Below are 20338 nucleotides of genomic sequence, written 5' to 3'. Positions count from 1 at the left end.
TTTCTCCCGGCCGCCTCGGGCGTAGAACGGCCCCGATGATCCCGAGGCCCCTCGCCCGCGTCCCGCGGCTGCCTTCGCTCCTCCTCTGCGCCGTGATGCTCTGGGCCTGCAACCGCACCCCCGAGCTCGCGCGGGAGCACCTCGCGCAGGGCGACGTCGCCCTCGAAGCGGGCCGGTACCCGCAGGCGCTCGCGGCGTACGGCCATGCCCGCGAGCTCGCCCCCACGGACCCCGACGTGCAACGCGCCCTCATGCGCGCGCGGGTCCACCTCATCGCCGAAAGCGCATCACGCATCGCGCCCGAGGCCATCGACGACGCTCGATATGAGGCCGAGCTGCTCCTCGACATCGACAAACCACGCGCGGCCGTGTATCTGACCGCGCTCGGCAACATCCTGGCCCGGCAGGGCGACGCCGAGGGGGCGAAGATGAAGTTCGCCGAGGCGCTCGCGCTCGACCCGAGCTCGGCGCTCGCGCACACCGCGCTCGGGCTCGTGCTGATGGGCCGCAAGGAGGACGCGGCGCGCGCGAAATCCGAATTCCAGCTCGCGCTGAAGGCGAAGCCGGAAAACGCCGGGGCGCTCGTGGGGCTCGGCCAGATCGAGCTCGCCGAGGGCAACATCCCGGGCGCCGCCGAGCACCTCGAAGCGGCCCTCCGGATCGCCGAGAGCTTCGACGCGCGTCTGGCCCTCGGGAGCGCGCGGGCCACGCAGCAGAAGAATGGCGAGGCGATCCAGCATTTTCAGCGCGCGACAGAGCTCGACCCGAAGAGCGCCGCGGCCGTGGGTTCCCTCGGCCAGGCCTTGCTCGGCGCGGGCAAGCTCGAAGACGCGGAGCGCGCGCTCCGAGCCGCGGCGTTGATGCGCCCGGATCCGGAGACACGCAATGCGCTCGGCTTCGCGCTCGTGCGGCAGAAAAAGGCGGCGACCGCGCTCGACGTCTTTCGCGGCGTGCTCGCGGACGACGTGGCCTCGGCGCCCGCGCTCCTCGGGGCCGGCGTCGCGAGCGAGGACCTCGGGCAAAAGGAGCAGGCCGTCGCCTTCTATCAAAAGCTCCTCGGGCTCCCGTCGAGTGGCCCCGGCGCGCGCATGCTCGCGGACCTGCAGCGGCAGGCGCAAAGCCGGGTCACGGCGCTCGCGGCGGCGCCGCCTGCATCCGCCTCGGCCTCGGCGGGCCCGGCGGCGCCGCCCCGTCCGAACGGAAAGCAGCAGAATCCGTTTTAGCTTCTTCGCACCCGACAACCGGCCGGATCCGTGGCCCTTCCAACCACTTCGCGGGCGTGGTAAACAAAGAGGCCATGACGCGAACGAAAAAAGCTCTGATCGCGGTCGGCGCGCTCCTCCTGGCGGGAGGCGCGGCGTTCGTGGGGTGGATGGGCCCGCGCAACGTGATCGGCATGTTGCGGTACGACCAGCGCGAGGAAGGGCAGCTCAAGGTCGGCGAGGCGGCGCCGGACGTGGAGATGGTCGCGCTCGCGGAGGGGCGGCGGGAGAAGCTTTCGGCGTACATCGGGGACAAGCCGCTCGTCCTGATCTTCGGCAGCTTCACATGACCGCCGTTCCGGCGCTCGGTCGAGCGTCTGAAGGCGATGTCCGGGCGTTATGGCAAGAGCGCCCGATTCCTCACGGTGTACATCAAGGAGGCCCACCCGACCGACGAATGGCAGATGGACGTGAACGAGGAGCACAACGTCTGCTACCCGCAGCCGCGGAGCACGGACGCGCGCGTCGCCATCGCCGCCGATTTCGTGAAGCGATTCCAGTACGACATCCCGCTCCTCGTGGATCCGATCGAGAACCCCGCGAACGCGGCCTATGCGGCGTGGCCGGAGCGGCTGTACGTGATCGACGAGAAGGGGCAGGTCGTTTACAAGGGCGGCATGGGCCCGTTCGAGTTCCACCCGGAGGAGGTGGAGGCCTGGCTCGCGCGTAGGTTTCCGGGGGATTGAGGCAAGCCTTCAGCGGACGCGAAACACCGGGTGCTCGTCGCCGACGGCGGGCACCGGCAAGAGCCCGTTTTCGACCGCGCCGTCGTCGCTCTCGGGCTCGCAGAGGTACACCGCAATCGCGCCGAGCGGCTGGTTCGTATCGACGCGCGACCATCCCGCGGGCGCGCTCCGGCGATCCCTCTTCCATTCCACGGCGACCTCGCCGACGGCCGCCGCTTCCAGAATCCCGCGCCCTCCCTCCGTGCCGAGCGAGGTCACGCGCGCGACCTCGACGTCGTACGCGCCCTCGGCCGCCGCGACGCGCAATCCGTGGCGGCGCAGGTGCTCGGCCACCGCGGGCGGGACGAGGTAGGCGCGGGGCCGATCGACGAACACGGTGCCCTCGAAACGCCCCAAATAGGGGATTTGCACCGCGACGGGCGCGCCGTCCAAGGTGCGGGGCGAGCGCGTGAGGACCTCGACCGGTGTTTCCATGCGATCGAGGCGATAGCGCACGGCGACCCGATCCGGCGGCGCGGCGCTCGACGCGACGACCTGGCGAATGTCGTCCGCGTGCTTCGCGGCCCAGGAGAGCGTCTCGATCTGCCACGCGGTCGCGGTGCGGACACGCTCCTCGAACGGCAGGTAGCTATAACACTCGAGGAGCAAATCGAGCCGGTTCGTGAGGCCGCGGTAGTTCGAGCCGAAGCGCGGGTGGTGTGGGTACGTCATCCAGCCGAGGTCCACGGCCGTCCCCGCGTCGACCTCGCCGCCCGCGTCGAGCACGCGCTCGTCCTCCACGAAATTGCCATACCATCCGCTTTCGAACCCGCGGGCGCGCACAGCGGCGATGACCTCCGGCACGAGGCGCTCGCGCATGAAATCGATCGGCTCGCGCCGCCCGGACGCGACGGTGTGCGGCACGTCGACGGTCATGTGGAAGCGGTGCACCGAGCCATTCGTCGCGTGGTTGTCGATCGTGAGGTCGGGCGCCCACGGAAGGCAGACGTTGTCCTGCAAGGCCCGCATCTCGGGCGCAGCCTGGCGCATGTAATCGCGGTTCAGGTTGATGCCCTGGCTCTGCGTGCGCGTCCCGACCACGGGACCGACCTGGCCGGCGAGCTTTTTCAGATCGAGCCGTCGATTGGCGGGGTCGAGCGCGTCGTTGCCGTCCGGGTTGAAGAGCGGGGCGACGAGCAGCGTGATCGTGTCGAGCCAATCGGGATGGCGGCCGTCGAGCAGGTCACGGACGAGCGCGAGGCTCGCCTCTTTGCCCTCGACCTCGCCGGGGTGAATGCCGTCGAGCATGAGCACGACGGGGCGCTCGCTGCGCCGGGCCTCCTCGGGCGTACGGACGTGGTCCTTCGAGAGGATCAGGAGCGGCAAATCGCGGCCGCCGGGCGAGGTGCCGAAGGTCGTGACGTGGAGGCGCGGGTCGTTCCGTGCTTCGAGCGCGCGCACGAAACGCATCACGTCGGCGTGGAGGGAGGTCTCGCGGAAGGAGGTGGACTCGGCACGGGTGAGCAGCATGCGGCGTGAGGTAGCACAGAACGACGGCCGCGTGGACGGGCGCCCATCGTTATGCCGCAGCATGCCGCAGCGCGATCTAAAGCTCGGACATCTTCTTCCCGCCAGACGCCTGCTCCTCGATCGGCGGAGGTGGAGGCGGAGGCGGAGGCGGCATCCCGGGGAACATGGCCGAGCCGAGCACGAGGGCAATCCGGCCCATCGAGCGAAACGAATAAAGCAGGCGACGGACGAAGCGCCGCCAGGCCCTTCTCCGAGGGCTTTGCACCAAAGGCGACATCGCTTTCTCCTTGCTGTGGAATCGAAGGCCGCGGGAAGGGCCGTCGAATTCAGCAAAGGAGAGCGCAGTGAAGGAGCCAGCGATCCGCGGGGACGCGCGTGGCGCCCGGATCCGCCGGGAGCGCCGCCGTCGCCTGGACGAACGAGGCCACCTGCGCGGGCCGGGCCTCGACCTCGACCGCAGCCTGCGGCGCCTCGGCGTTTTGCGACGCGACCCCGCGCGCCGCCGCGGCGTACGGAGCTGCCCCCGCGTACGCGATGAGCACCACCGTGTCCGGAACGACCGGCGCCGAGCGCGCGGGAGCCGCCGGTAGCATCAGCATGAGGCAGGCGAAAAGCACGCGGAGCGCGCGCACGATTCGCCAGGGGTGCGGATGCATGGGCGGAGCGTAAGGCGAGCTTCGCCGCGGCGCAACACCCGCCGCGCGCGACGGCTCGGCCACGCACGGGCTTCCCCGCGGAGCCGTGGACAGCCGGGTCCGGGAGGGCTACGAGAATCGAGCCATGCCCCGGCCCATCGCCCCGTCCGAACGCCGCGACACCTTCGAGCGCGACGGGTTCCTCGTCTTGCCCGGATTCGTCTCGGCCGAAGCGTGCCTCGCGCTGAAGCGCCGTGTCGAGGAGCTCGTCGACGCCTTCGACCCGGAGGCGCACCGCTCGATCTTCAGCACCCACGAGCAGACGCGCACCTCCGACGACTATTTCCTCGCATCGGGCGACAAGGTCCGTTTTTTCTTCGAGGAGGGCGCGCTCGGCCCGGACGGCCGCCTGCGCGTGCCCAAGGAGCGCGCGCTCAACAAGATCGCCCATGCGATGCACGATCTCGATCCGGTCTTCGATCGATTCTCGCGCACACCCGCCCTCGCCGCGCTGACGGCCGAGCTCGGGCTCTCGCGCCCGGTCCTGGTGCAATCGATGTACATCTTCAAGCAGCCGCACATCGGCGGCGAGGTGGTTTGCCACCAGGACGCGACGTTCCTCTACACCGAGCCCATGACCGTCACCGGCCTGTGGTTCGCGCTGGAGGACGCGACGATCGAGAATGGATGCTTGTGGGTGGTGCCCGGCGGGCACCGGCAGGGGCTCAAGAAACGTTTTTTGCGGGACGAGCGCGGCAGCACGCGGTTCGAGGTGCTGGATCCGGTCCCCCTCGTCGAGGACGGCGCCTTTCCCCTCGAAGTCCCGGCAGGCACGCTGGTCGTGCTGCACGGGCTCTTGCCGCATCGAAGCGAGGAGAACCGCTCGGCGCGGTCACGGCACGCGTATACGGTGCACGTCGTCGAGGCGGACGCGTATTACGCCGCGGACAACTGGCTCCAGCGGCCGGACCTGCCTTTGCGTGGGTTTTCCTGAACGGAGCGGGCGTCCTCAGCTCCCGCCGAGGATGTCGTACAGCTCCTTCTTCGTGGCATCGTCGTCCGCCTTCACGGCGACGAGCGTCGTCCCCACGAGCCGCGCAGTCCCCTGCGATCGCGATCGCTCGATCGCGAGCACGCCGGCGTCCCCCGCGAGGAAACGGTGGTTGTACACGACGCCGCTCGGCGAGAGCCTGCCACCGGAGCGGTCGCCCATCTCGGCGAGGTCCCATTTCTTCACGGCATCACCGAACTCTTCGCAGAGTCGCCTCCCGATTTCGTCGAATCGGCAGCCCCATCGGACTTGCTGCAACCGTAGCCGGTCGTGGTGAGAGCGAGCACGAGAACCAGGGAGTTTCGCAGGCGCATGAATCCTCTCGAAGGGGAATGATCAGACCCGGTGGAACCGAGGGCGGCGCCCCTTACCAGGCATGTCGTCCCGATGTCAAGTTGATCCCTGCAGGGACGGCCGCGCCGACCGGCGAGGCCCGGAAGATCGACGCGTACGTGACGAGCGCCAGGTAATACGAGCCGAGCGGCGTCATGTGCACGTTGTCGCTGAAGATCCTGTCGAGCTTCTGCGGCGTCGTGCCCGTGATGCCTTGCACTTCGTCGTTCAGGATCCGCTCCACGAGATCAACGAGCGCGCGCCCGCGGGGAGCACCTCGACCCTCCCCCCCGCCTCGGCCGCGAGCGAGAGGTTCACCTTCGTCGCCACGCATTCCCCTTTTCCCCCCCACCCCCCCCCCCCCTTCCCCCCCCCCCCCCCCCCCCCCCCCCCCAAGCTCTATTTCCACTAACGCGTAGAGCGCGTTCTTCTCGTGGTTGATCCACGTCGTCGGGGCATTCTTGTCGACGTCGAGCCAGCTATGGTAACACAGCGTGTGCCCGGCCGGGTTGCCGTCGATCAATCGGTCGTGGAAATGGCGCAGGAACCCGAACGTATCCTCTTCATGTCGCTGCCTTCGCGGTTCTTCCCGGTGCTGTATCCGGGCCAGCCCGGCGCGTCGAAGCTCCCGCCTTTGGTCCTCACGCGGATGGGCGATCCGATGCCGATCTGCTCGTTGAAATTGAAGTCCTTGCCGAGGCTCTGCGCGATGGTCAGGACGTGGTCCGGCAATGGATTGTCCGTGAGGCTGTGCCCGGACAGGAACATGCGCGCCGACGTGCGCTCCGCGAGGCCCCCGCCCCCGCCGCCGCTGCCCATCCCGCCGGTGCCGCCCATCCCGCCGCCGCCTGCACCACCGCCACCGGCGCCGCCATTCCCGCCCGCGCCGGTCCCACCGGCGCCGCCCGTATTCGACGACGACGGGTCATCCGAGCATCCGGACGCCGCGACCACGGCAGCCACGCCCGCCAGCACGAGCGAAATCCACCGACCCCTCCAGCCACGATGATTCATGATCTCCTCCAGAAAAGGCAAGAACCGTAACGACTCGTTTGAGTCCTAACGGTCCGTGCCATTCCCTGTCAAGGAGCAGGAAACCGGGCTGGTTACCGCTTGCGTTTCCGCTTCTCGCCGAGCACCGCGCGTTTCGTGGCGAGGTACGCGCCCGCGTCCGCCTTCTCGCCGTGCGCCCAGTTCTTCATGAGCGGGACGATCTCGTCGTCCCACGGATCCGCGAGGCGCAGGCGCACGAAGTCCGCGTAGAGCGCCGAGAGCGAGGTCTCGAGGTCTTCGAGCAGCATCATGCGCTCGTAAAAGACCTCGTGTTTCTCGTCGTTCTTCTTGAGCTGCGTGGGCAACTTGAGGCCCGAGAGCGCCAGCGAATCGGCCTTGAGCGTCCAGGCATACTCGCGCTCCCCGTGCACGAGGCGCATCTTCGCCTCCTTCGGGAGCTTGCCCTGCCGGAGCGCCTCTTTCGCCTCCGGCGACGAGGCCGGAATCGCGCCCTTGAGCCGGCTCTCTTCTTTCTCCAGGACGAGCGTGATCTGCGCCTCCAGCCACATCGAGACCGGATCGGCGCCCGTCGGGTGCAGGTTCGTCTCCTGCATCTCGCTCTCGAACCAGAGCCAGACCACGAATTCACGCCCCATGAAGCGGCGCCCTTCGATGAGATCCAGGAGCTCCATCAGCGCGCCTCCTCTTCCAATCGGGCAAGGATCGTCGGTTCGAGCCCGGCCATGGCCCGCGCCTCCTTGGCGTCGAGGCCGAGGCGATCGGCGGCCGTGCCCGGGCTCTCGGGCACGAGGTCGACCTTGAACGTGCGCTTGAAGAGGTCGTCGAGCAGGGCCGCGATGCGCTCGGATTGGCTGTACAGGTGGAGCACGTTCGTCCGCAAATTCCACACGACGTCGTAACTCTTGAGCGAGGGCACGAGCTGGCGCCGCAGCTTGCGCACGACCATCGTCTTCAACTCGGCCTTCGCCTGCCTGCCGAGGCGCTCGAGGCCCCTCTTCGCCAGGAGCGCCTGCTCGGCGTCGCGCAGGTGGGCCTTGAGCAGCGGGCCGGGGATGACCCACCGATCGAGGCGCAAGCCCAGACAAACGTACTCGTTGTAGAAGACCTTTTCGTGATCGAGGTCCGTGACGAAGGGATCCTCGATGCTGGCCCAGCCCGCGCCCTCGTTTTTCTCGTCGTCGGGCGAGAGGGGCTGGAAAGCGTTGGCACGGATGCGCTTCAGCGTCGTTCCGGGAACATCGTCGGGGATGTCACCAGTGACGTAGAAGCGCGAGAACGTGAGGCTACCGCGGAGCGCACCCAAGGTGGCGCCCATCTACGAGCTTCGCCGCGCGGAGGCAAGAAGGTTCGACCCGACCCCGTGGTCAGGCTCGTTCTCCAGGCCACTTCTCCACGAAGACGCGAACGACCGAGGGCTTTTGGTGGTGGTCCCTCCTCCATTCGACCTCGTAGGTCTCACTCCCGATCTTCATGGAGAGCGAGAACGGGCTCTCGAACGACTCGGGGTCGTAGTCACGCAAAAAACGCTCGCAACGCGCGAGCCACGACACGGGGCTCATGCCCGGCGGCGTGGGGACACCGAGGCGAAACCAGTCGACGGATACCCAGGCGCCGACGACCTCCTCGTCCTCGGCCGCCTCCGGGAGGAAGTGCTTGCGCTCGGGATCCCGCAAATAACGACGGAGCGCCTCCGCAGCGTCGTGATAACCGAGCAAGGTCCCGAGCCCATGGGCTTCGAGCCACGCGTGCTTTTCCGCGTACCCGTCGGTGCCGAGAAAGCCGTACACGTCCAGGGAGACGAACAACTGTGACCGGCCTGCCGACTCGCACCCCTCCTCTGCGCCTGTCTTCCCCACCTTTCGCGCGACGTCGTCGAGCTCCACGGCGCTCCTTTCGAGCTCGACGACCTCGTCGAGGTCGAGGGTTTCGAAGGGCGACTCCACAGGAGGCTCGCGCGCCGGCTCGGCCGTCTTGGGGAGCTCTCCGTTCAGCTCGCGCAGCGCTCGAATGAGGCGAAGAAGGGTCGTGCCCGGCAGGATCATCCCGGGGCCGAGAAACGTGGAGGCGACCCCCCATGCATCGTTTGCATCGAACGTCTTGCCGGTGAGGATGCGCCAATCGAGCCGCTCGACGTACGTGACCTCCTCGGGAGCCACGGGAGCGGCGCCGAGCTCTTGCACGAAAGGCGGCTTCCTCCGATGCTCAATCGCCTCCTCCAGCCCGGGCCACCCTCCCCCGGCGGCGAAATTTACGATCCAGGCCAGCGTGCATAGGGGATCCTTCTTCGCGTCGTCCGTCGAAAGCTCCCACCTCCCCGCATGGGACTCGAGAGCGAGCAACAGCCCGTCCACGCGCAAGGATTTCCTTTCCCCCGCCGCCATCTCAACGCCCCGGCTACACGGCCACGCCGAGCCGCTTGCACACCTCGACGAGCGCCACCTCCGCGCCGGCGGCGATGGACATGATACCCGGCTGGTGGATGCGCGGCGTGGGGTCGATGTTGAAGACGGGCACGCGCCGCGCACGCGCGGATTGCGTCACGAGCTCGGTCACGCCGACCGAAAAGGACGTGCCCGCGAAGATCACGAGCCGCGCCTGCACCTTCGCAGCGTCGAGCACCCGACTCCACTGGTAGTCGTCGTGCCCGGCATACACCTCGTCGAACCAGAGGACGTGCATCCGCAGAAACGAGCCACACGAAGGGCAACGCGGCACGTTCGCCTCCACGGGGTTTGCCCGGAACGCCGTGAGGTCGACCTCGGACGCGGCGATCGATCCCTCGAGCGCGCCGAGCTCGCAGCCGCTCCGGGAACACCGATACCGATCGCTCGTCCCGTGGACCTTGACCATGCGCTTCGACCCGGCCTGCTCGTGCAGGGTGTCGACGTTCTGCGTGACGAGGAGGAAGTCGCCGCCCCTCTCCGTCTGGAATCGCTCGAGCGCCGCGATGGCGTGATGCCCCGGGTTCGGCTTCGCGCCGGAGACCTTCTCGAATCGCGAGAGATACCATTGCCACGAGCCCGCGGGGTTCTCGCAGAAAAACGCGCGGGTGCCGAGCTCGGTGACGTCGCGCTTCCAGATGGCGTCGGGATCGTTCCCGCGGAACGTGGGGATTCCGCTGGCGTGGCTGACGCCGGCGCCGGTGACGATCAAAATCTGTTCGGGCTGCGTGGACCGTACGTCGTCCGTGAGCGCGTCGAGAGCGTCCTGCATGCGGAGGAGGTTAGCACGGAAGGCCGACGCGATGAGCGTCGAGGAGGACGAAGCGGCCCCCCCCGGGGCGGCTTCAGGCCTTGCCCGCGCCGCGCGCCGAGAGCTCCCGCCGGAGCTTCGGCAGCTCTTTCTTTCCGATCTTGGTGCGAATGATGTCGGCGATGCGACCCCGCTCCTCGTCCTCCGGGAACGTGAGCAGATCCATCGCCAATACGTCCAGCCCTTGCGCGATGCGCACGAGCGTCTCGACCGTGATCGCCGCGAGCCCGTGCTCGATGCTGGAGAGGTGACCCTTCGACAGTTGACCGACATCGGCAACGTGCTGGAGGGACAGACCCCGTTCGAGGCGCAGCACGCGGATGCGCGCGCCGACCTTGGCTGCGGCGGGAGAAGGTATGGTTCGTCTGGGCATGACGTTACGATGCCACAACATCCCTCCGGCGACAAACGAAAGTTTGGCGGCGGGTAGTGGGGACCACGCGCGGCGCATGTGCTGCACCACCCCGGCCCGCGCCCGCGAAGGTCAGCGACGTGTCGTTCCGCGGGCCGTCCGGCACAGGCGAAACCCAATCGTCGGATCACTCGCCCTGTCGGGCGCGTGCCCCATGCGGAAGGAGACACGCACCGCCCACGCGCAATCGGCCCACGAGCCCCCGCGGAGCACCCGCTGCTTCACCGTCGCGGGGCCCGTGGGGCGCGCACGCGGGCTCTCGGCGTAAGACGCGGCGTCGTATCCGTCGGCGGTCCATTCCCGGACGCCGCCGCTCATCCCGTGGAGACCGTAGCCGTTCGGCGGGAAGTCCTGCGGCGGACGGATCGAGAACGCCTCGAATCGATCGAAGTCACAAAGCTCGGGCGTGGGCGGATCGTCCCCCCACGGATAACGACGACCGACGAGCCCGCCCCGCGCAGCCTTCTCCCATTCGGCCTCGGTGGGCAAACGGTAGGTCACCCGATCGTTCGAGAGCGCCTTTCCAAGCGCGTTCGCCTGCGCCCACGAGACCGCGACCATCGGCTTCTGGTCGTACGTCCAGGGGCGCGTCGCGTCGCTCGGCGGGACCTCGTGCTCGAGGAGGGTCTCGCTCGCGCAATACTTCCGCCGGATCTTGTGATCGTTGTGGAGAAAGAACAGCTCGTCGTCGTACTTGCCCGTCTTCGGATCTCGGATCGGCTTGTGCTGCGGCATGCCGTAGGGCGGCGGGGACCAGCCGAGGAGGGCGTGATACGCGGACCACGAGATCGGAACCTCCGTGATCCAGAAGGGTTCGAGCTCGACCGCGTGCACGGGGCGCTCGTCGGGGTCGCCGTCCTCCGCGCCCATGAGAAAAGGCCCCGCGGGCACGTACCGAAAGACGAGGCCGTGCTCCTCGATGCGCAGCCGATCGAGGAGGAGCGCGCGCGCAGAGGCAACGTCGGAATCGTCCGGGGCGACGCGGAATGCAGCGTCGCAGGCGGTCGCGGCCTTTTCAAGCTCGCCGTTCGCGGCGAGCTTCGCGGCGAGGTGCAAGAGCTCCGCGGCCGAGGGCAAGACGTGATCGGCCGAGAGGAGCCATTCCGTGTCGAGGGGCTTCATGCGAGCCTCCGCTGGGCGCGAAGCACAGTGAGCGGATTGCGGCGCGCCGGGACTTTCTCGTGCTCGGCGAGCCAGGGATCGGGGGCATTGACGTCGCCGGCCATGACGAGCGAACGCGCGCGGCAGCCGCCGCCGAACGTGGCCGTGCCGGTGCCGTCGCCGGGCAGGCCGCGGATCCTGCGAAACCTTTCGCCCTCGCTCCAGATGTGATCGAACGGGGCGCGGCGGACGTTGTCGGCGACGAACGTGGGCCCGAGGAAGCTGCACGGGTTCACGTCGCCGCCGACGGAAATGGAGCAGACCGTATTGCCCGCGCCGCACCCCCAGTTGTCTTGGACGACCGCCTGCGAATCACGGCGGCTCTTCGAAGAGAACGGATCGATCGCGCGCACGGCGGCGGGGCGGCCCGCTTCGTCTCCGCCGAGGGTCCAGATCGCGTCGAGCGCGCGCTCGTAATCGCCGAACGACGGCCAGAGCTCCTCCCGCGCCTCGGCCGAACCCACGGGATAAAGCGGCCGGAACACGGCCGTGAACGCGCCCGTCCGCGCGGCGAGCTCGGCGAACGCGCGTGCCTCGTCGGCGTTGTGACGCATCACCGTGAACGCGAGCGAGAATCGCGCGTGCGCCCGAAGCATCACGAGCTTCTCCAGCACCCGATCGAACGTCCCCGCGCCACGCACCGCGTCGTTCGTCGCGGCCGTCGCCCCGTCGAGGCTGACGTTGAGCCAGACGAGCGACCGTTCGCCGAGCTTCTTCGCGGTCTCCTCGGTGAGCATGAGCGCGTTCGTCGTGAGGCACGGGTGCAGGCCGTGGCTCGTCGCGAGATCGAGGATGTCGAAGAGATCCTTGCGGAGCAGCGGTTCTCCGCCGGTGAGGCCGAGGCGGAACGATCCCATCCGTGCGAGGGTGGCGAACAGCGTATCGAGCTCGGCGAGCGTGAGCGGGGGCTCGCGGCGCGGGAGCTCGCCCGCAAAACAATGCGAGCACGTGAGGTTGCACGCGGCGACGACCTCGAGGTGCACGGCGAGCGGCCCCGTGAGGTGATCGGCCGGCGGCACGACGTCGAGGGCCTCGCCGTCGAACCGCAAATCGTGGGTGAAGAAATCCTTGTGATAAAAGGCCGCGGCGAACGCGCCGAGCGCATCCCGGCGCTCGGGTGGGGCGGCGTCGATCATCGCGCCGATCGACGTCGAGCGGGCGCGGAGGAGGACGTCGGTCGCTTCGTGATCGAATGGGAAATACCGGGAGGTTCGCCGATCGAAGACGGTCGAGCCGAAGAACTGCGGCACGAGCACGAGGGGCGGCCGCGGGCTCACGGGGCACCTCCCAGCGCGAGCTCGAAGGAGCAACGCACCCACAGCGGGCCTGTATGTCCAGGCAAACCGACGATGCACGCGCCCGTCTCTTGCACCTGCTTGAGGTGCCAGTCTTTCTTGGGCTCTTTCGTCGCGGCGCTCATGCGGACGAGGGGCTGCCAGCGGCCGTCGTCGAAGCCAGGCAGGCGCCAGCCATCCCCTCTGGGCTGCTTCGTCGATCCGACCATCACGGCGCCCGCGCCCGAAAGAGCCTGGATCTTGCGGCCTATCGACCGCGATCGCGCGGGATCGGTGGCCCCCTTGGCGTCGTCGGAGTACCCGAACGAGAGCGCGAGTTGCGGCGGGAGATCTTCCTTGGGGCGCACGTAGAGCGCGAGCACGTGGCTGCCGGCGCGCGCATCGACGCGGCTCGACGTGAAAGGCGCGCCGTCGAAGAAGAGGTCGGCTTGCCCCGTCGTCCAGAGCCACAGGTGGAGCGGCAGCGCCTCGTGCGGGTCGATCCATCGCAGGATCGCGCCGCCACACCCCGCCGGCACCTCGCAGCTCGAGTATTCTTCGAGCACGAGGCGGCCCGACGACTTCTCGTAACGAGACACCGCGTTGACCTGAACCTCCCGCTTCTTCGCCATTCGCGGACGGTATCACGCACCCGTTCGCTGCACGACAGGGATTCGCACGGCTCCCCTTCCGTCTGGCGCGGCTCGTCCCCGCCCTCGAATCCGCGGGATACACCGTGACGTACCACGAATTCGACGGGGGCCATTACGTCCCCCAGGGCATGCTCCGGGAGGCGATGGATATCCTCCAGGCCCCGGGCGGCGTGATCAGTGCCGCCTTCGGTTCGTCTCGAACCCGCCGACCATGATGGCGTGGTCGAGCGGCTCGGCGCGGCCGAACGTCTCGGCGCGCGCCTTGTCCGCGCAAGGGCCGCAGAGCAGCACCTTGCCCACGTCGACCGCTTCGTACAGACGAACCTCCCCGAGCGCCGCGCAGCTATAACAAGCGCCGACGCCGCGGACCGCCCCGCTCCGCCGGGAGGCGAGCGTGGGGAGAGAATGGCGCTCGGCAGGCGCGCGAGGCCGCACCATCCCCACGGGGGCCCGCTCGGGCATCGGCGCGACGCGGGCTTTCCCGTTCGGACCGACCTTCACGAGTTTCCGCGCCTTGCCTTCTCCGGCGGCGCTCGTGGGTGCGTGCCGCTTCATCCGTTCCTCGAAACGGATATACAGAAGCTCCCGGGGCCTGTCCAGACCGGACGCCCCGGAGGCTCCTTCACGCGGCCGCGCGTGTGCTAGCGAATCGCGGACGCCTTCCGCTTCCGGGCCACGCGCCTCCGCCGCGCGAACGTCGCCGCGGCGAGCACGAGCGAGCCGAGGAGCAGCGGGGACGCGCCGCCTGCGGCCGTGACCGAACAGCCGCCATCAACCTCGTCACCGCTCTCTTCCGATCCGCACTGCGACTCGCCCCAGACGGCGTCCTTCTTCTCGAGATAGTCCGAGCATGCGGAATTCTCGCCGCCGCTGGTCGTCGCGAGCATTGCGTTGATCGCGTCCTGCTTCGAGATCTTGGGCACGTCGAGCCCGCAGGAGAGCTTGACGGATCCCGTCGCGTCGAGTTGCACCGCCCCGACCGAGGAGTTGTTTTCGGTGATTCCGACGAGCACCGGAGCACCGACCGTGGAACCTGCGTTGTAGACGTCGATCGTGTCGCCCACCATCGGGGAGGTGAGGACAGCACCATGAAGGACGTCGACCTTCGCGGTGGCCATGCCCCCCGCTTGGATCGCCGTCACGGTCGCCTCGGCCACAGCGACGACATCAACACCATTGTTCTGGCAGAAGCAGGCGTCGGCCTTGCTGACGAAGCAATACGACGGCTGGATCCGTGCCGCCTCGGCCGCCGTGAGCCCCGCCCGATCGAGCCAGGCGCGAAGCGCGGCGTCCCCCTCGATCTCGCGAACGAACGCATTGTTCGCCGCCTTTGCCACGCGCGCGACGAGATCGGTCTCGCCGGTCGCCTCGATGAGGTGCGCCATCGCGCAACGCGTCCCGAAGGCGTCCACGAAATAGGGCATGCGGATCCCGGGGAAATCGAGGTTCCGCGGGAAACGCCCGGTGCGGGCGTACCGCTGGAGCTCGGCGATCAGGCCCGCGCGCGCCGCGCGTTGGTCGGGGGACAGGTGGCTCGTGTCGTGCGCGCGGAGCTCGGCGAGGACCGCGCGGAAATGGGCGACGAGGCGCGCTTTCTCCCTGGCGAGCGGGGAGCGCCCATGGCGCAGAGTGGCACGCCGGCGGGCAGCGGGAGACGAGCGACGAGACGTGGAGGTCAAAGCGAAGATCATTCTAGCTCCTTCGGGGCGCCCATGCGCGCCCGGTGATCCCGCATCTAGCATGAGTCATGCCGTCGCAAAAAGCGCGTTCAACGCAATGGCGAGCCAGCCGGCGAGCAGCAGGAGGCCGCCGAGGGGCGTGACGGCGCCGAGCACACGACGGCCGGTCAACGTCATGACGTAAAGGCTGCCTGAAAAAAGAAAGATACCGCCGAGGAAGAACCAGGGCGCGAGGGCGCTGCCTTCCTTCGTTGGCGTGGGGTGCAAGGCCGTGAGGCCTATCGCGAGGGCGTGGAGGAGGTGATATTGGGATCCGGTTTGCCACCAGGTGAGGCGCTGCTCGGCGTCCGGGAACTGCGTGACCCATTTCTTGAGCCCGTGCGCCCCGAACGCGCCGAGCGCGACCCCGAGGAAGCCGACCACGCCGGCGAGCAGGAGGGAGAAACGTTCCATGCGCAGAGCGTGACGCGCGTGTCGCGATCGTGCACGAGCCGGGAGCGACGAAAGTACCTGGGACGGAGCCGGTCTGTCGCGGTATGTTGCCCCCACCGATGAAGCGCCGCGCCGCCGTCCCGTTCGCGCTCGCTCTCGCGCTCTCCGCCTGCGCGCCCACGCAGTGGCAGAGCGCTCCACCGTGCCTCAGCGGCTCGGTCCCCCAGGTCGGCCGTCCCGTCCCCGACGAGATGTTCGCCCTGATGCGGCGCGAGTGGGACCGAGCCGCGCACGCCCCGCTGCTCGTGCGGGCCCACATCCTCGAGACGATCCCCTCGCTTTTCCCCGACGTCAGCGACCTCCTCCTCGCGCCCCCCTGCAACAGGGAGCTCGAAGCGGAGAGCGCAGCGGCATTCGACGAAAAACCCCTCGTCTTTTCGCGGTCGCTCGTCGCGCGCATCCGCACCGTGCACGACGCGAAGATCCTCATGGCGCTCGCCAAGCGGGACGAAGCAAGCATCACCGCGTATGAGCTCGGCCCGGACGAACCCGGGCCACGCCCCCCGAAATCTTACGTTCGGTATCTCGCGCTCGCGAGCATTCCCACCTATTGGATCGTCGACAACGACCCGGAGGGCCGGCGGCTCCTGCTCGATCGGGTGCGCACGAGCAAGGACGCGCGCGAGCAGCTCCTCTTGCACGGCGCGGCCTCCGCCGTCTATTCGCAGATGTTATGGGGACATCCCACACGCGCGGAGGGCGAAGAGGGGCCGGCGATCCTCCGTGGCCTGCTCCCCGAAGTGAAGCGGAGGCTCGAAGGCCCGGCGGACGCGGCCTCGCTGGAGCTCGTGATCCTGCAGCTAAACGATCTGGGCGCCTTCGGCGTGCGGTTTGGCCTGGAACAGGAGGCGCGCGCGCTCGTGAACGAGATCCTCGCGGCGAAAGGCGAGGTGCCGCTGACGCGAGGCGTTCCGGGCGCGGCGCGGGATCTCGCGGAGGTTGCTCGCGCGGCGCTTTTTGATCTCGACACCCCCCAGAAAACGACGAGCGTGGCGGAGCTGCCACCGCCGCGACGAAACCAATTCAATACCAAGCTGGAGTTGCGTTACGTCGAGCCCGCGCGCGGCAAGGTCCCGGAGGCCGCCGCGCTCGCCCGCGTGCGCGAGCTCGACAAGGAGCTCGAAACGCTGCGCTTCAACGCGCCGCGGTGCTACGTCCTCCGCGAGCTCGGCCATTGGCTGCCGGCGGCCGAGGCGTCGCAGCGCTTCGACGCGTTCATCGCGCCCATCTTCGAGGGGGAGCGTATTCGCCTCGATACCGAGACCGTTTGCCGCATGCGGGTCGCGCTCGGCCTCGACGGCGTGGACGAGGCGCGACGGGTGAAGCTTCTCGAAAAGCTCCTCATGGCGAAGCCCGAGCAAGTCGGCCCGCGGGATCGGAGCCACGACGAACATGGCGCGGGCATCGCTTACCCTGCCGAAGAGCAGCCCGTGTGGACAGCCGCGGCGGGCGAGCTGCTCGCTCACCCGGAATGGATCGAACGGCACGCCGGGGTGCGCGCCTGGCTCGAAGAAAAGGCCCTCGCGCCCATCCCGCTCGATGCTGCGACGGCGGAGGCGTGGACGTACTTCCAGCCCTCGTTCGAGCGTGTGATCACGTTCCACGCCTCCGGCGCGCCGGGCGCGTCGATGGATACGGCGCGCGCGATTCTGCGCGGGTACCTGCAGCCGCTCGACCCGGCGGACCAGAAAAAGATCTCTCACATCTACTTCGGCGAGGTATCAAGGGCCCGCATCCGCGCGCTCGGCGAGTACGGAAAGCTCGTCGGGCTCGCGCCGGAGGTCACGGCGTCCCTCGAAGAACGCAAAACGGACCGCACTGCGGCCCTCGCGCTCTACATGCTGAACCTCTAGCGGTGCCCGGCGAACGGACGTAACATCCCGCCCCAGGAGAAGACCCTCGTATGACCGATCGAGCCAAGTACAACATCAACCTCGATGTGAAGTTCCAGCACCTCGAGCGCATCGACGTTCCCGCCGTCGTCGCCGCATGCACCGAGACGTGGCAAAACCGGACGCTAACGCAGGTCAATGGCAGCGTGGTGCGGCTCGGGGTGATCGAGGGCGATTTCCACTGGCACAAGCACGACGACGATGACGAGTTTTTTTTCGTCCTCGAAGGCAAGCTCCTCATCGATCTGGAAGATCAGACGATCGAGCTCGGGCCGCAGCAGGGCGTGACGATCACGAAGGGCGTGATGCATCGACCGCGGGCCCCGGGGAGGACCGTCATGCTCATGGTCGAGACGACGGCCATTCAGCCCACGGGCGATCCGTGAGGGCCCCGGGGGATCCGCCACGCGGGGCCGCGCGTACGTGGGGCGAGATGCGACGTTTTCTGCTTCCCGCCCTCGTGCTCGCCCTCGGCTGTGGCGCGACGCCCCAGGCGTCCCAGGTGTCCCCGCGCGGGCTCGTGCGAGCGGGGACACCGGACGCGGTGAACCTCGCGCTCGCGCGGGCGAAGGAACAAAAGCAGCTCTTCACCTGGCATTCGTTTTCGCCGGAGACCTTCGCGCGCGCCCGCGCCGAGAGGAAATTCATTCTCCTCGATGGCGCGGCCTCGTGGTGCCACTGGTGCCACGTGATGGACGAGACAACGTACCACGACGAACGCGTGGGCCGTCTCCTGAACGAGAAGTTCGTCGCCATTCGGGTCGACATCGACGAGCGCCCGGACATCGGCGAACGGTATGTCGACTGGGGCTGGCCAGCGACGATCCTGCTCTCGCCCGACGCCGAGGAGATCGGCAAATACCGCGGATACCTGCCTGCAGACGAGCTCTTGCCCATCCTCGAAGCGATTGCCACAACAAACGCGGAGGGCGGCGACAAAGCGCAGGACCCGACGCGGACCGTGCCCGCGCCCGAGGCTTTGCCGTGGATCGCGGCGCGCGTATCGATCGACATGGATCGTTATTTCGACCGGGAAGAGGGGAGCTGGGGGAATTTTCAAAAATCCCCGCTCGGGGCGAACGTGCTCTTCGAGCTCCGGCGCGCGGCGCACGGGGACGAACTCGCGCGCCGGCGCGCCGTGTTCACCCTGGAAAAGCAGCGCGCGATCCTCGACCCGGTATGGGGCGGCATCTACCAGTATTCCGCGGGCTCGACGTGGACCGAACCCCATTACGAAAAGCTGATGCCGTACCAGGCGGCGAACCTCGAAGCCTACGCCGCCGCGCACAAGGCCACCGGCCGCAAGGATCTGCTGGAGGACGCCCGCGGGATCGCGCGGTACCTGTCGACCTTCCTGTCGAACGCCGAGGGCGCTTTCCTCGTGAGCCAGGACGCGGACGTGGGCGCACACGAGGAGGGAAAACCGTTCATCGACGGGGACGTGTATTATCGCCTCGACGACGCCGGGCGGCGCAAGCTCGGGATTCCGCGCGTCGATGATCACGTATACGCCTACGAGAATGGACTCGCCATCGCGGCGATGTGCATGCTGTTCGAGGCGTCGGGCGACAAGGACGCGCTTGCACGGGCGGAGCGGGCCGCCGCCCTCGTGACGGCGAGCCACGTGGGGACCGACGGCGCGGTCGAGCATGACGCAAAGGCGCGTTCACCCGTGCATTACCTCGCGGACGCCGCCGGGTTCGGCCGGGCGTTCGTGCGGCTCTTCGAGGTCACGCAAAACGCGGCGTACCGCGACGCTGCGCTGCGGATCGCGGATGCCATGGAGAAGACGTTTCTCGACACCGCGACAGGGGCGTATTTCGCGCACACGAACGATCCTTCCGCCGTGGGGGTGTTCGCGCGGCGCGAGCGTCCGTTCGCAAGCAACACGCTCGCCGCGCGGTTCCTCGCGGGGCTCGGTCGGATCACGGGAGATCAAGCGTTTGCCACGCGCGCGAAGAGGACGCTCGTGGCCATCGCGAGCCCCCGCGGCGTGGCGGAGCAGGGCCGGATGATCGGGGAGTTCTTGCTTGCGCTCGACGAGGTGGGGGTCTTTCCGTGGCCGGGCGCGCGCTAAAGGAATCGCGGGTCTTTCAGGGCTTCCCAGTCGTATCCCCAGAACGAGATCTCCTCGTCGTCCCTGAAGACGTCCCATACCTCGACGGGTTCCCCGTCCTTCTTCAGCGCGTCCCCCAGCCGGACAGGGTTGTGGCTCGTGCCGCAGAAATACACCTCGCCTTCGGCGCCGGCCGCGCGAATCTTTGCGTTCGCATCGTCGAGGATCGCTTGCAGATATGGGCCATAGTCGCGCGTGAAGAAGAGGTCTCCGTCGGAAAAACCATACTTGTTGGCGACGTTCTCCACGGCATGGTGATGCTCGACCACGAGGTGGCGCCATGCGCCGTCGGGTCGCGCGAGGATCCCCCGGGCGGCGTGTACGAACGGGATCAGGAAGAAGTCGCGGTCGATGCTCGGGGGCGCATCTCGCGTGGCCTGCGCGGAAGGGGCGAGCGTGACGCCGCAATACCCGAGCACGTCGCCGACCCAGGGGCACGGAGATTCGACGTCAAACCACGTGGCGGCCTGCCACGTGCGCCGGGCCTCGTCGGGATCGAGGATTCGATAGGTTCCGATGGTCTCTTGGATCGGATCAAACGAGACGAGCGAGAGCATCGAGCCGAGCGGCTTGGGGCTCATCCGGTGCGTCTGCACGATCGACCCGTCGGGCCGCAGAACGATGCGCTCCCATTCCTCGACCTCTTCGCGAAACGCCTGCCGGACATCGGCGCTCGTCTTGCGCTTCCCGCCCCACCTTCCGCCCGTGTCACGGCGCTCCAGGATCGAAAAGACGATCTCGACCGGAGAAGGGACGTCCCTGCGACACGATTTCATCCCCCATGCCTATCACGATCCACCCGAGGCAGCGACCTCCGTGGGTCTTGCAAGGACGAGCGGGCTCGTGGAACACTGCGTCGCCGCTCCGTGGCAGGAGGACGCGTGAAACCCTCGATCCTATCCGTATCCGTCGTGTTG

24 protein-coding genes are annotated in these 20338 nt (G+C 68.2%); 6 read left to right on the top strand and 18 right to left on the bottom strand.

The genetic code is table 11. The features are described 5' to 3' along the window. Positions 1–35: 35 nt before the first annotated feature. Positions 36–1223 (top strand): tetratricopeptide repeat protein, encoded by a 1188-nt coding sequence (locus POL67_RS10120; protein ID WP_271917029.1) that lies wholly within the window; start codon positions 36–38, stop codon positions 1221–1223. 74 nt (positions 1224–1297) lie between these two features. Beyond that, positions 1298–1948 (top strand): deiodinase-like protein, encoded by a 651-nt coding sequence (locus POL67_RS54515; protein ID WP_465251809.1) that lies wholly within the window; start codon positions 1298–1300, stop codon positions 1946–1948. A 9-nt stretch (positions 1949–1957) separates the two neighbouring features. Here POL67_RS54515 and POL67_RS10105 read toward each other — a convergent pair whose 3' ends face one another. The 3 genes from POL67_RS10105 to POL67_RS10095 form a co-directional block, all read right to left on the bottom strand. Next, positions 1958–3457, bottom strand: a complete 1500-nt coding sequence (locus POL67_RS10105; protein ID WP_271917027.1) for a M14 family metallopeptidase — start codon at positions 3455–3457, stop codon at positions 1958–1960. A 76-nt stretch (positions 3458–3533) separates the two neighbouring features. Next, on the bottom strand, positions 3534–3656 hold the full coding sequence (locus POL67_RS10100; protein WP_271917026.1) for a hypothetical protein: 123 nt from the start codon (positions 3654–3656) through the stop codon (positions 3534–3536). 127 nt (positions 3657–3783) lie between these two features. Next, a complete protein-coding gene (locus POL67_RS10095; RefSeq protein WP_271917025.1) occupies positions 3784–4113 on the bottom strand; it encodes a hypothetical protein in 330 nt (109 codons plus the stop codon). 124 nt (positions 4114–4237) lie between these two features. Between POL67_RS10095 and POL67_RS10090 the strand changes: the two genes are divergently transcribed. After that, positions 4238–5086, top strand: coding sequence for a phytanoyl-CoA dioxygenase family protein (locus tag POL67_RS10090; RefSeq protein WP_271917024.1), 849 nt, complete (start codon positions 4238–4240; stop codon positions 5084–5086). A 15-nt stretch (positions 5087–5101) separates the two neighbouring features. On the opposite strand, the gene POL67_RS10085 is transcribed toward POL67_RS10090, so the two are convergent. The 14 genes from POL67_RS10085 to POL67_RS10020 all read right to left on the bottom strand — a co-directional run bounded on the left by POL67_RS10085 (position 5102) and on the right by POL67_RS10020 (position 15374). Continuing rightward, complete coding sequence (locus tag POL67_RS10085) at positions 5102–5329, bottom strand: hypothetical protein (RefSeq protein WP_271917023.1); 228 nt, start codon at positions 5327–5329, stop codon at positions 5102–5104. A 181-nt stretch (positions 5330–5510) separates the two neighbouring features. Then, entirely contained in the window at positions 5511–5720 is a 210-nt protein-coding gene (locus POL67_RS10080) for a hypothetical protein (RefSeq protein ID WP_271917022.1), read from the bottom strand. A 275-nt stretch (positions 5721–5995) separates the two neighbouring features. Then, entirely contained in the window at positions 5996–6490 is a 495-nt protein-coding gene (locus POL67_RS10075; RefSeq protein ID WP_271917021.1) for a hypothetical protein, read from the bottom strand. A 92-nt stretch (positions 6491–6582) separates the two neighbouring features. Then, complete coding sequence (locus POL67_RS10070) at positions 6583–7161, bottom strand: hypothetical protein (protein WP_271917020.1); 579 nt, start codon at positions 7159–7161, stop codon at positions 6583–6585. Then, positions 7161–7793, bottom strand: coding sequence for a hypothetical protein (locus tag POL67_RS10065; protein WP_271917019.1), 633 nt, complete (start codon positions 7791–7793; stop codon positions 7161–7163). The genes POL67_RS10070 and POL67_RS10065 overlap by 1 nt, the downstream gene beginning before the upstream one ends. A gap of 61 nt (positions 7794–7854) precedes the next feature. Next, entirely contained in the window at positions 7855–8670 is an 816-nt protein-coding gene (locus POL67_RS10060; RefSeq protein ID WP_271917018.1) for a hypothetical protein, read from the bottom strand. 214 nt (positions 8671–8884) lie between these two features. Beyond that, positions 8885–9703: an SIR2 family NAD-dependent protein deacylase gene (locus POL67_RS10055; RefSeq protein WP_271917017.1), complete on the bottom strand. Its 819-nt coding sequence runs from the start codon at positions 9701–9703 to the stop codon at positions 8885–8887. A gap of 73 nt (positions 9704–9776) precedes the next feature. Then, on the bottom strand, positions 9777–10115 hold the full coding sequence (locus POL67_RS10050) for a helix-turn-helix domain-containing protein (RefSeq protein ID WP_271917016.1): 339 nt from the start codon (positions 10113–10115) through the stop codon (positions 9777–9779). A gap of 111 nt (positions 10116–10226) precedes the next feature. Then, on the bottom strand, positions 10227–11276 hold the full coding sequence (locus tag POL67_RS10045; RefSeq protein WP_271917015.1) for a formylglycine-generating enzyme family protein: 1050 nt from the start codon (positions 11274–11276) through the stop codon (positions 10227–10229). Then, positions 11273–12592 (bottom strand): radical SAM protein, encoded by a 1320-nt coding sequence (locus POL67_RS10040; RefSeq protein WP_271917014.1) that lies wholly within the window; start codon positions 12590–12592, stop codon positions 11273–11275. The genes POL67_RS10045 and POL67_RS10040 overlap by 4 nt, the downstream gene beginning before the upstream one ends. Beyond that, the gene (locus POL67_RS10035; protein WP_271917013.1) at positions 12589–13221 is read right to left on the bottom strand and encodes a hypothetical protein; all 633 of its coding nucleotides are present in this window, start codon (positions 13219–13221) and stop codon (positions 12589–12591) included. The genes POL67_RS10040 and POL67_RS10035 overlap by 4 nt, the downstream gene beginning before the upstream one ends. A gap of 195 nt (positions 13222–13416) precedes the next feature. Further along, positions 13417–13797: a hypothetical protein gene (locus POL67_RS10030; RefSeq protein WP_271917012.1), complete on the bottom strand. Its 381-nt coding sequence runs from the start codon at positions 13795–13797 to the stop codon at positions 13417–13419. 86 nt (positions 13798–13883) lie between these two features. Then, a complete protein-coding gene (locus tag POL67_RS10025; RefSeq protein ID WP_271917011.1) occupies positions 13884–14933 on the bottom strand; it encodes an MYXO-CTERM sorting domain-containing protein in 1050 nt (349 codons plus the stop codon). A 54-nt stretch (positions 14934–14987) separates the two neighbouring features. Beyond that, positions 14988–15374 carry a DUF423 domain-containing protein gene (locus POL67_RS10020; RefSeq protein WP_271917010.1) on the bottom strand — a complete coding sequence of 129 codons (387 nt, stop codon included), beginning with the start codon at positions 15372–15374 and terminating at the stop codon, positions 14988–14990. A 98-nt stretch (positions 15375–15472) separates the two neighbouring features. On the opposite strand from POL67_RS10020, the gene POL67_RS10015 reads away from it, so the two are divergent. Genes POL67_RS10015 through POL67_RS10005 form a run of 3 tightly spaced genes read left to right on the top strand, consistent with a single transcriptional unit; the run spans position 15473 to position 19382 of the window. Beyond that, positions 15473–17266 carry a hypothetical protein gene (locus POL67_RS10015; RefSeq protein WP_271917009.1) on the top strand — a complete coding sequence of 598 codons (1794 nt, stop codon included), beginning with the start codon at positions 15473–15475 and terminating at the stop codon, positions 17264–17266. Positions 17267–17316: 50 nt separating this feature from the next. Then, positions 17317–17691 carry a cupin domain-containing protein gene (locus tag POL67_RS10010; protein ID WP_271917008.1) on the top strand — a complete coding sequence of 125 codons (375 nt, stop codon included), beginning with the start codon at positions 17317–17319 and terminating at the stop codon, positions 17689–17691. Between the two features lie 47 nt (positions 17692–17738). Next, entirely contained in the window at positions 17739–19382 is a 1644-nt protein-coding gene (locus POL67_RS10005) for a DUF255 domain-containing protein (protein ID WP_271917007.1), read from the top strand. On the opposite strand, the gene POL67_RS10000 is transcribed toward POL67_RS10005, so the two are convergent. Then, complete coding sequence (locus POL67_RS10000; RefSeq protein ID WP_271917006.1) at positions 19379–20197, bottom strand: hypothetical protein; 819 nt, start codon at positions 20195–20197, stop codon at positions 19379–19381. The two genes, POL67_RS10005 and POL67_RS10000, sit on opposite strands and share 4 nt — an antisense overlap. Positions 20198–20338 lie beyond the last annotated feature (141 nt).

Source organism: Polyangium mundeleinium (assembly GCF_028369105.1).
GTDB classification, from domain to species: domain Bacteria; phylum Myxococcota_A; class Polyangia; order Polyangiales; family Polyangiaceae; genus Polyangium; species Polyangium mundeleinium.
Note: the sequence above shows the minus strand (reverse complement) of the source record. Positions and strands in the feature narration are given on the sequence as shown.

What these genes read in the sequence shown, in the direction of transcription:
- POL67_RS10120 (WP_271917029.1), top strand. Translation starts at nt 36, where the DNA reads ATGATCCCGAGGCCCCTCGCCCGCGTCCCGCGGCTGCCTTCGCTCCTC.
- POL67_RS10105 (WP_271917027.1), bottom strand. Translation starts at nt 3,457, where the DNA reads ATGCTGCTCACCCGTGCCGAGTCCACCTCCTTCCGCGAGACCTCCCTC.
- POL67_RS10100 (WP_271917026.1), bottom strand. Translation starts at nt 3,656, where the DNA reads ATGGGCCGGATTGCCCTCGTGCTCGGCTCGGCCATGTTCCCCGGGATG.
- POL67_RS10095 (WP_271917025.1), bottom strand. Translation starts at nt 4,113, where the DNA reads ATGCATCCGCACCCCTGGCGAATCGTGCGCGCGCTCCGCGTGCTTTTC.
- POL67_RS10090 (WP_271917024.1), top strand. Translation starts at nt 4,238, where the DNA reads ATGCCCCGGCCCATCGCCCCGTCCGAACGCCGCGACACCTTCGAGCGC.
- POL67_RS10075 (WP_271917021.1), bottom strand. Translation starts at nt 6,490, where the DNA reads ATGAATCATCGTGGCTGGAGGGGTCGGTGGATTTCGCTCGTGCTGGCG.
- POL67_RS10070 (WP_271917020.1), bottom strand. Translation starts at nt 7,161, where the DNA reads ATGGAGCTCCTGGATCTCATCGAAGGGCGCCGCTTCATGGGGCGTGAA.
- POL67_RS10055 (WP_271917017.1), bottom strand. Translation starts at nt 9,703, where the DNA reads ATGCAGGACGCTCTCGACGCGCTCACGGACGACGTACGGTCCACGCAG.
- POL67_RS10050 (WP_271917016.1), bottom strand. Translation starts at nt 10,115, where the DNA reads ATGCCCAGACGAACCATACCTTCTCCCGCCGCAGCCAAGGTCGGCGCG.
- POL67_RS10045 (WP_271917015.1), bottom strand. Translation starts at nt 11,276, where the DNA reads ATGAAGCCCCTCGACACGGAATGGCTCCTCTCGGCCGATCACGTCTTG.
- POL67_RS10035 (WP_271917013.1), bottom strand. Translation starts at nt 13,221, where the DNA reads ATGGCGAAGAAGCGGGAGGTTCAGGTCAACGCGGTGTCTCGTTACGAG.
- POL67_RS10030 (WP_271917012.1), bottom strand. Translation starts at nt 13,797, where the DNA reads ATGAAGCGGCACGCACCCACGAGCGCCGCCGGAGAAGGCAAGGCGCGG.
- POL67_RS10025 (WP_271917011.1), bottom strand. Translation starts at nt 14,933, where the DNA reads ATGATCTTCGCTTTGACCTCCACGTCTCGTCGCTCGTCTCCCGCTGCC.
- POL67_RS10020 (WP_271917010.1), bottom strand. Translation starts at nt 15,374, where the DNA reads ATGGAACGTTTCTCCCTCCTGCTCGCCGGCGTGGTCGGCTTCCTCGGG.
- POL67_RS10015 (WP_271917009.1), top strand. Translation starts at nt 15,473, where the DNA reads ATGAAGCGCCGCGCCGCCGTCCCGTTCGCGCTCGCTCTCGCGCTCTCC.
- POL67_RS10010 (WP_271917008.1), top strand. Translation starts at nt 17,317, where the DNA reads ATGACCGATCGAGCCAAGTACAACATCAACCTCGATGTGAAGTTCCAG.
- POL67_RS10005 (WP_271917007.1), top strand. Translation starts at nt 17,739, where the DNA reads ATGCGACGTTTTCTGCTTCCCGCCCTCGTGCTCGCCCTCGGCTGTGGC.
- POL67_RS10000 (WP_271917006.1), bottom strand. Translation starts at nt 20,197, where the DNA reads ATGAAATCGTGTCGCAGGGACGTCCCTTCTCCGGTCGAGATCGTCTTT.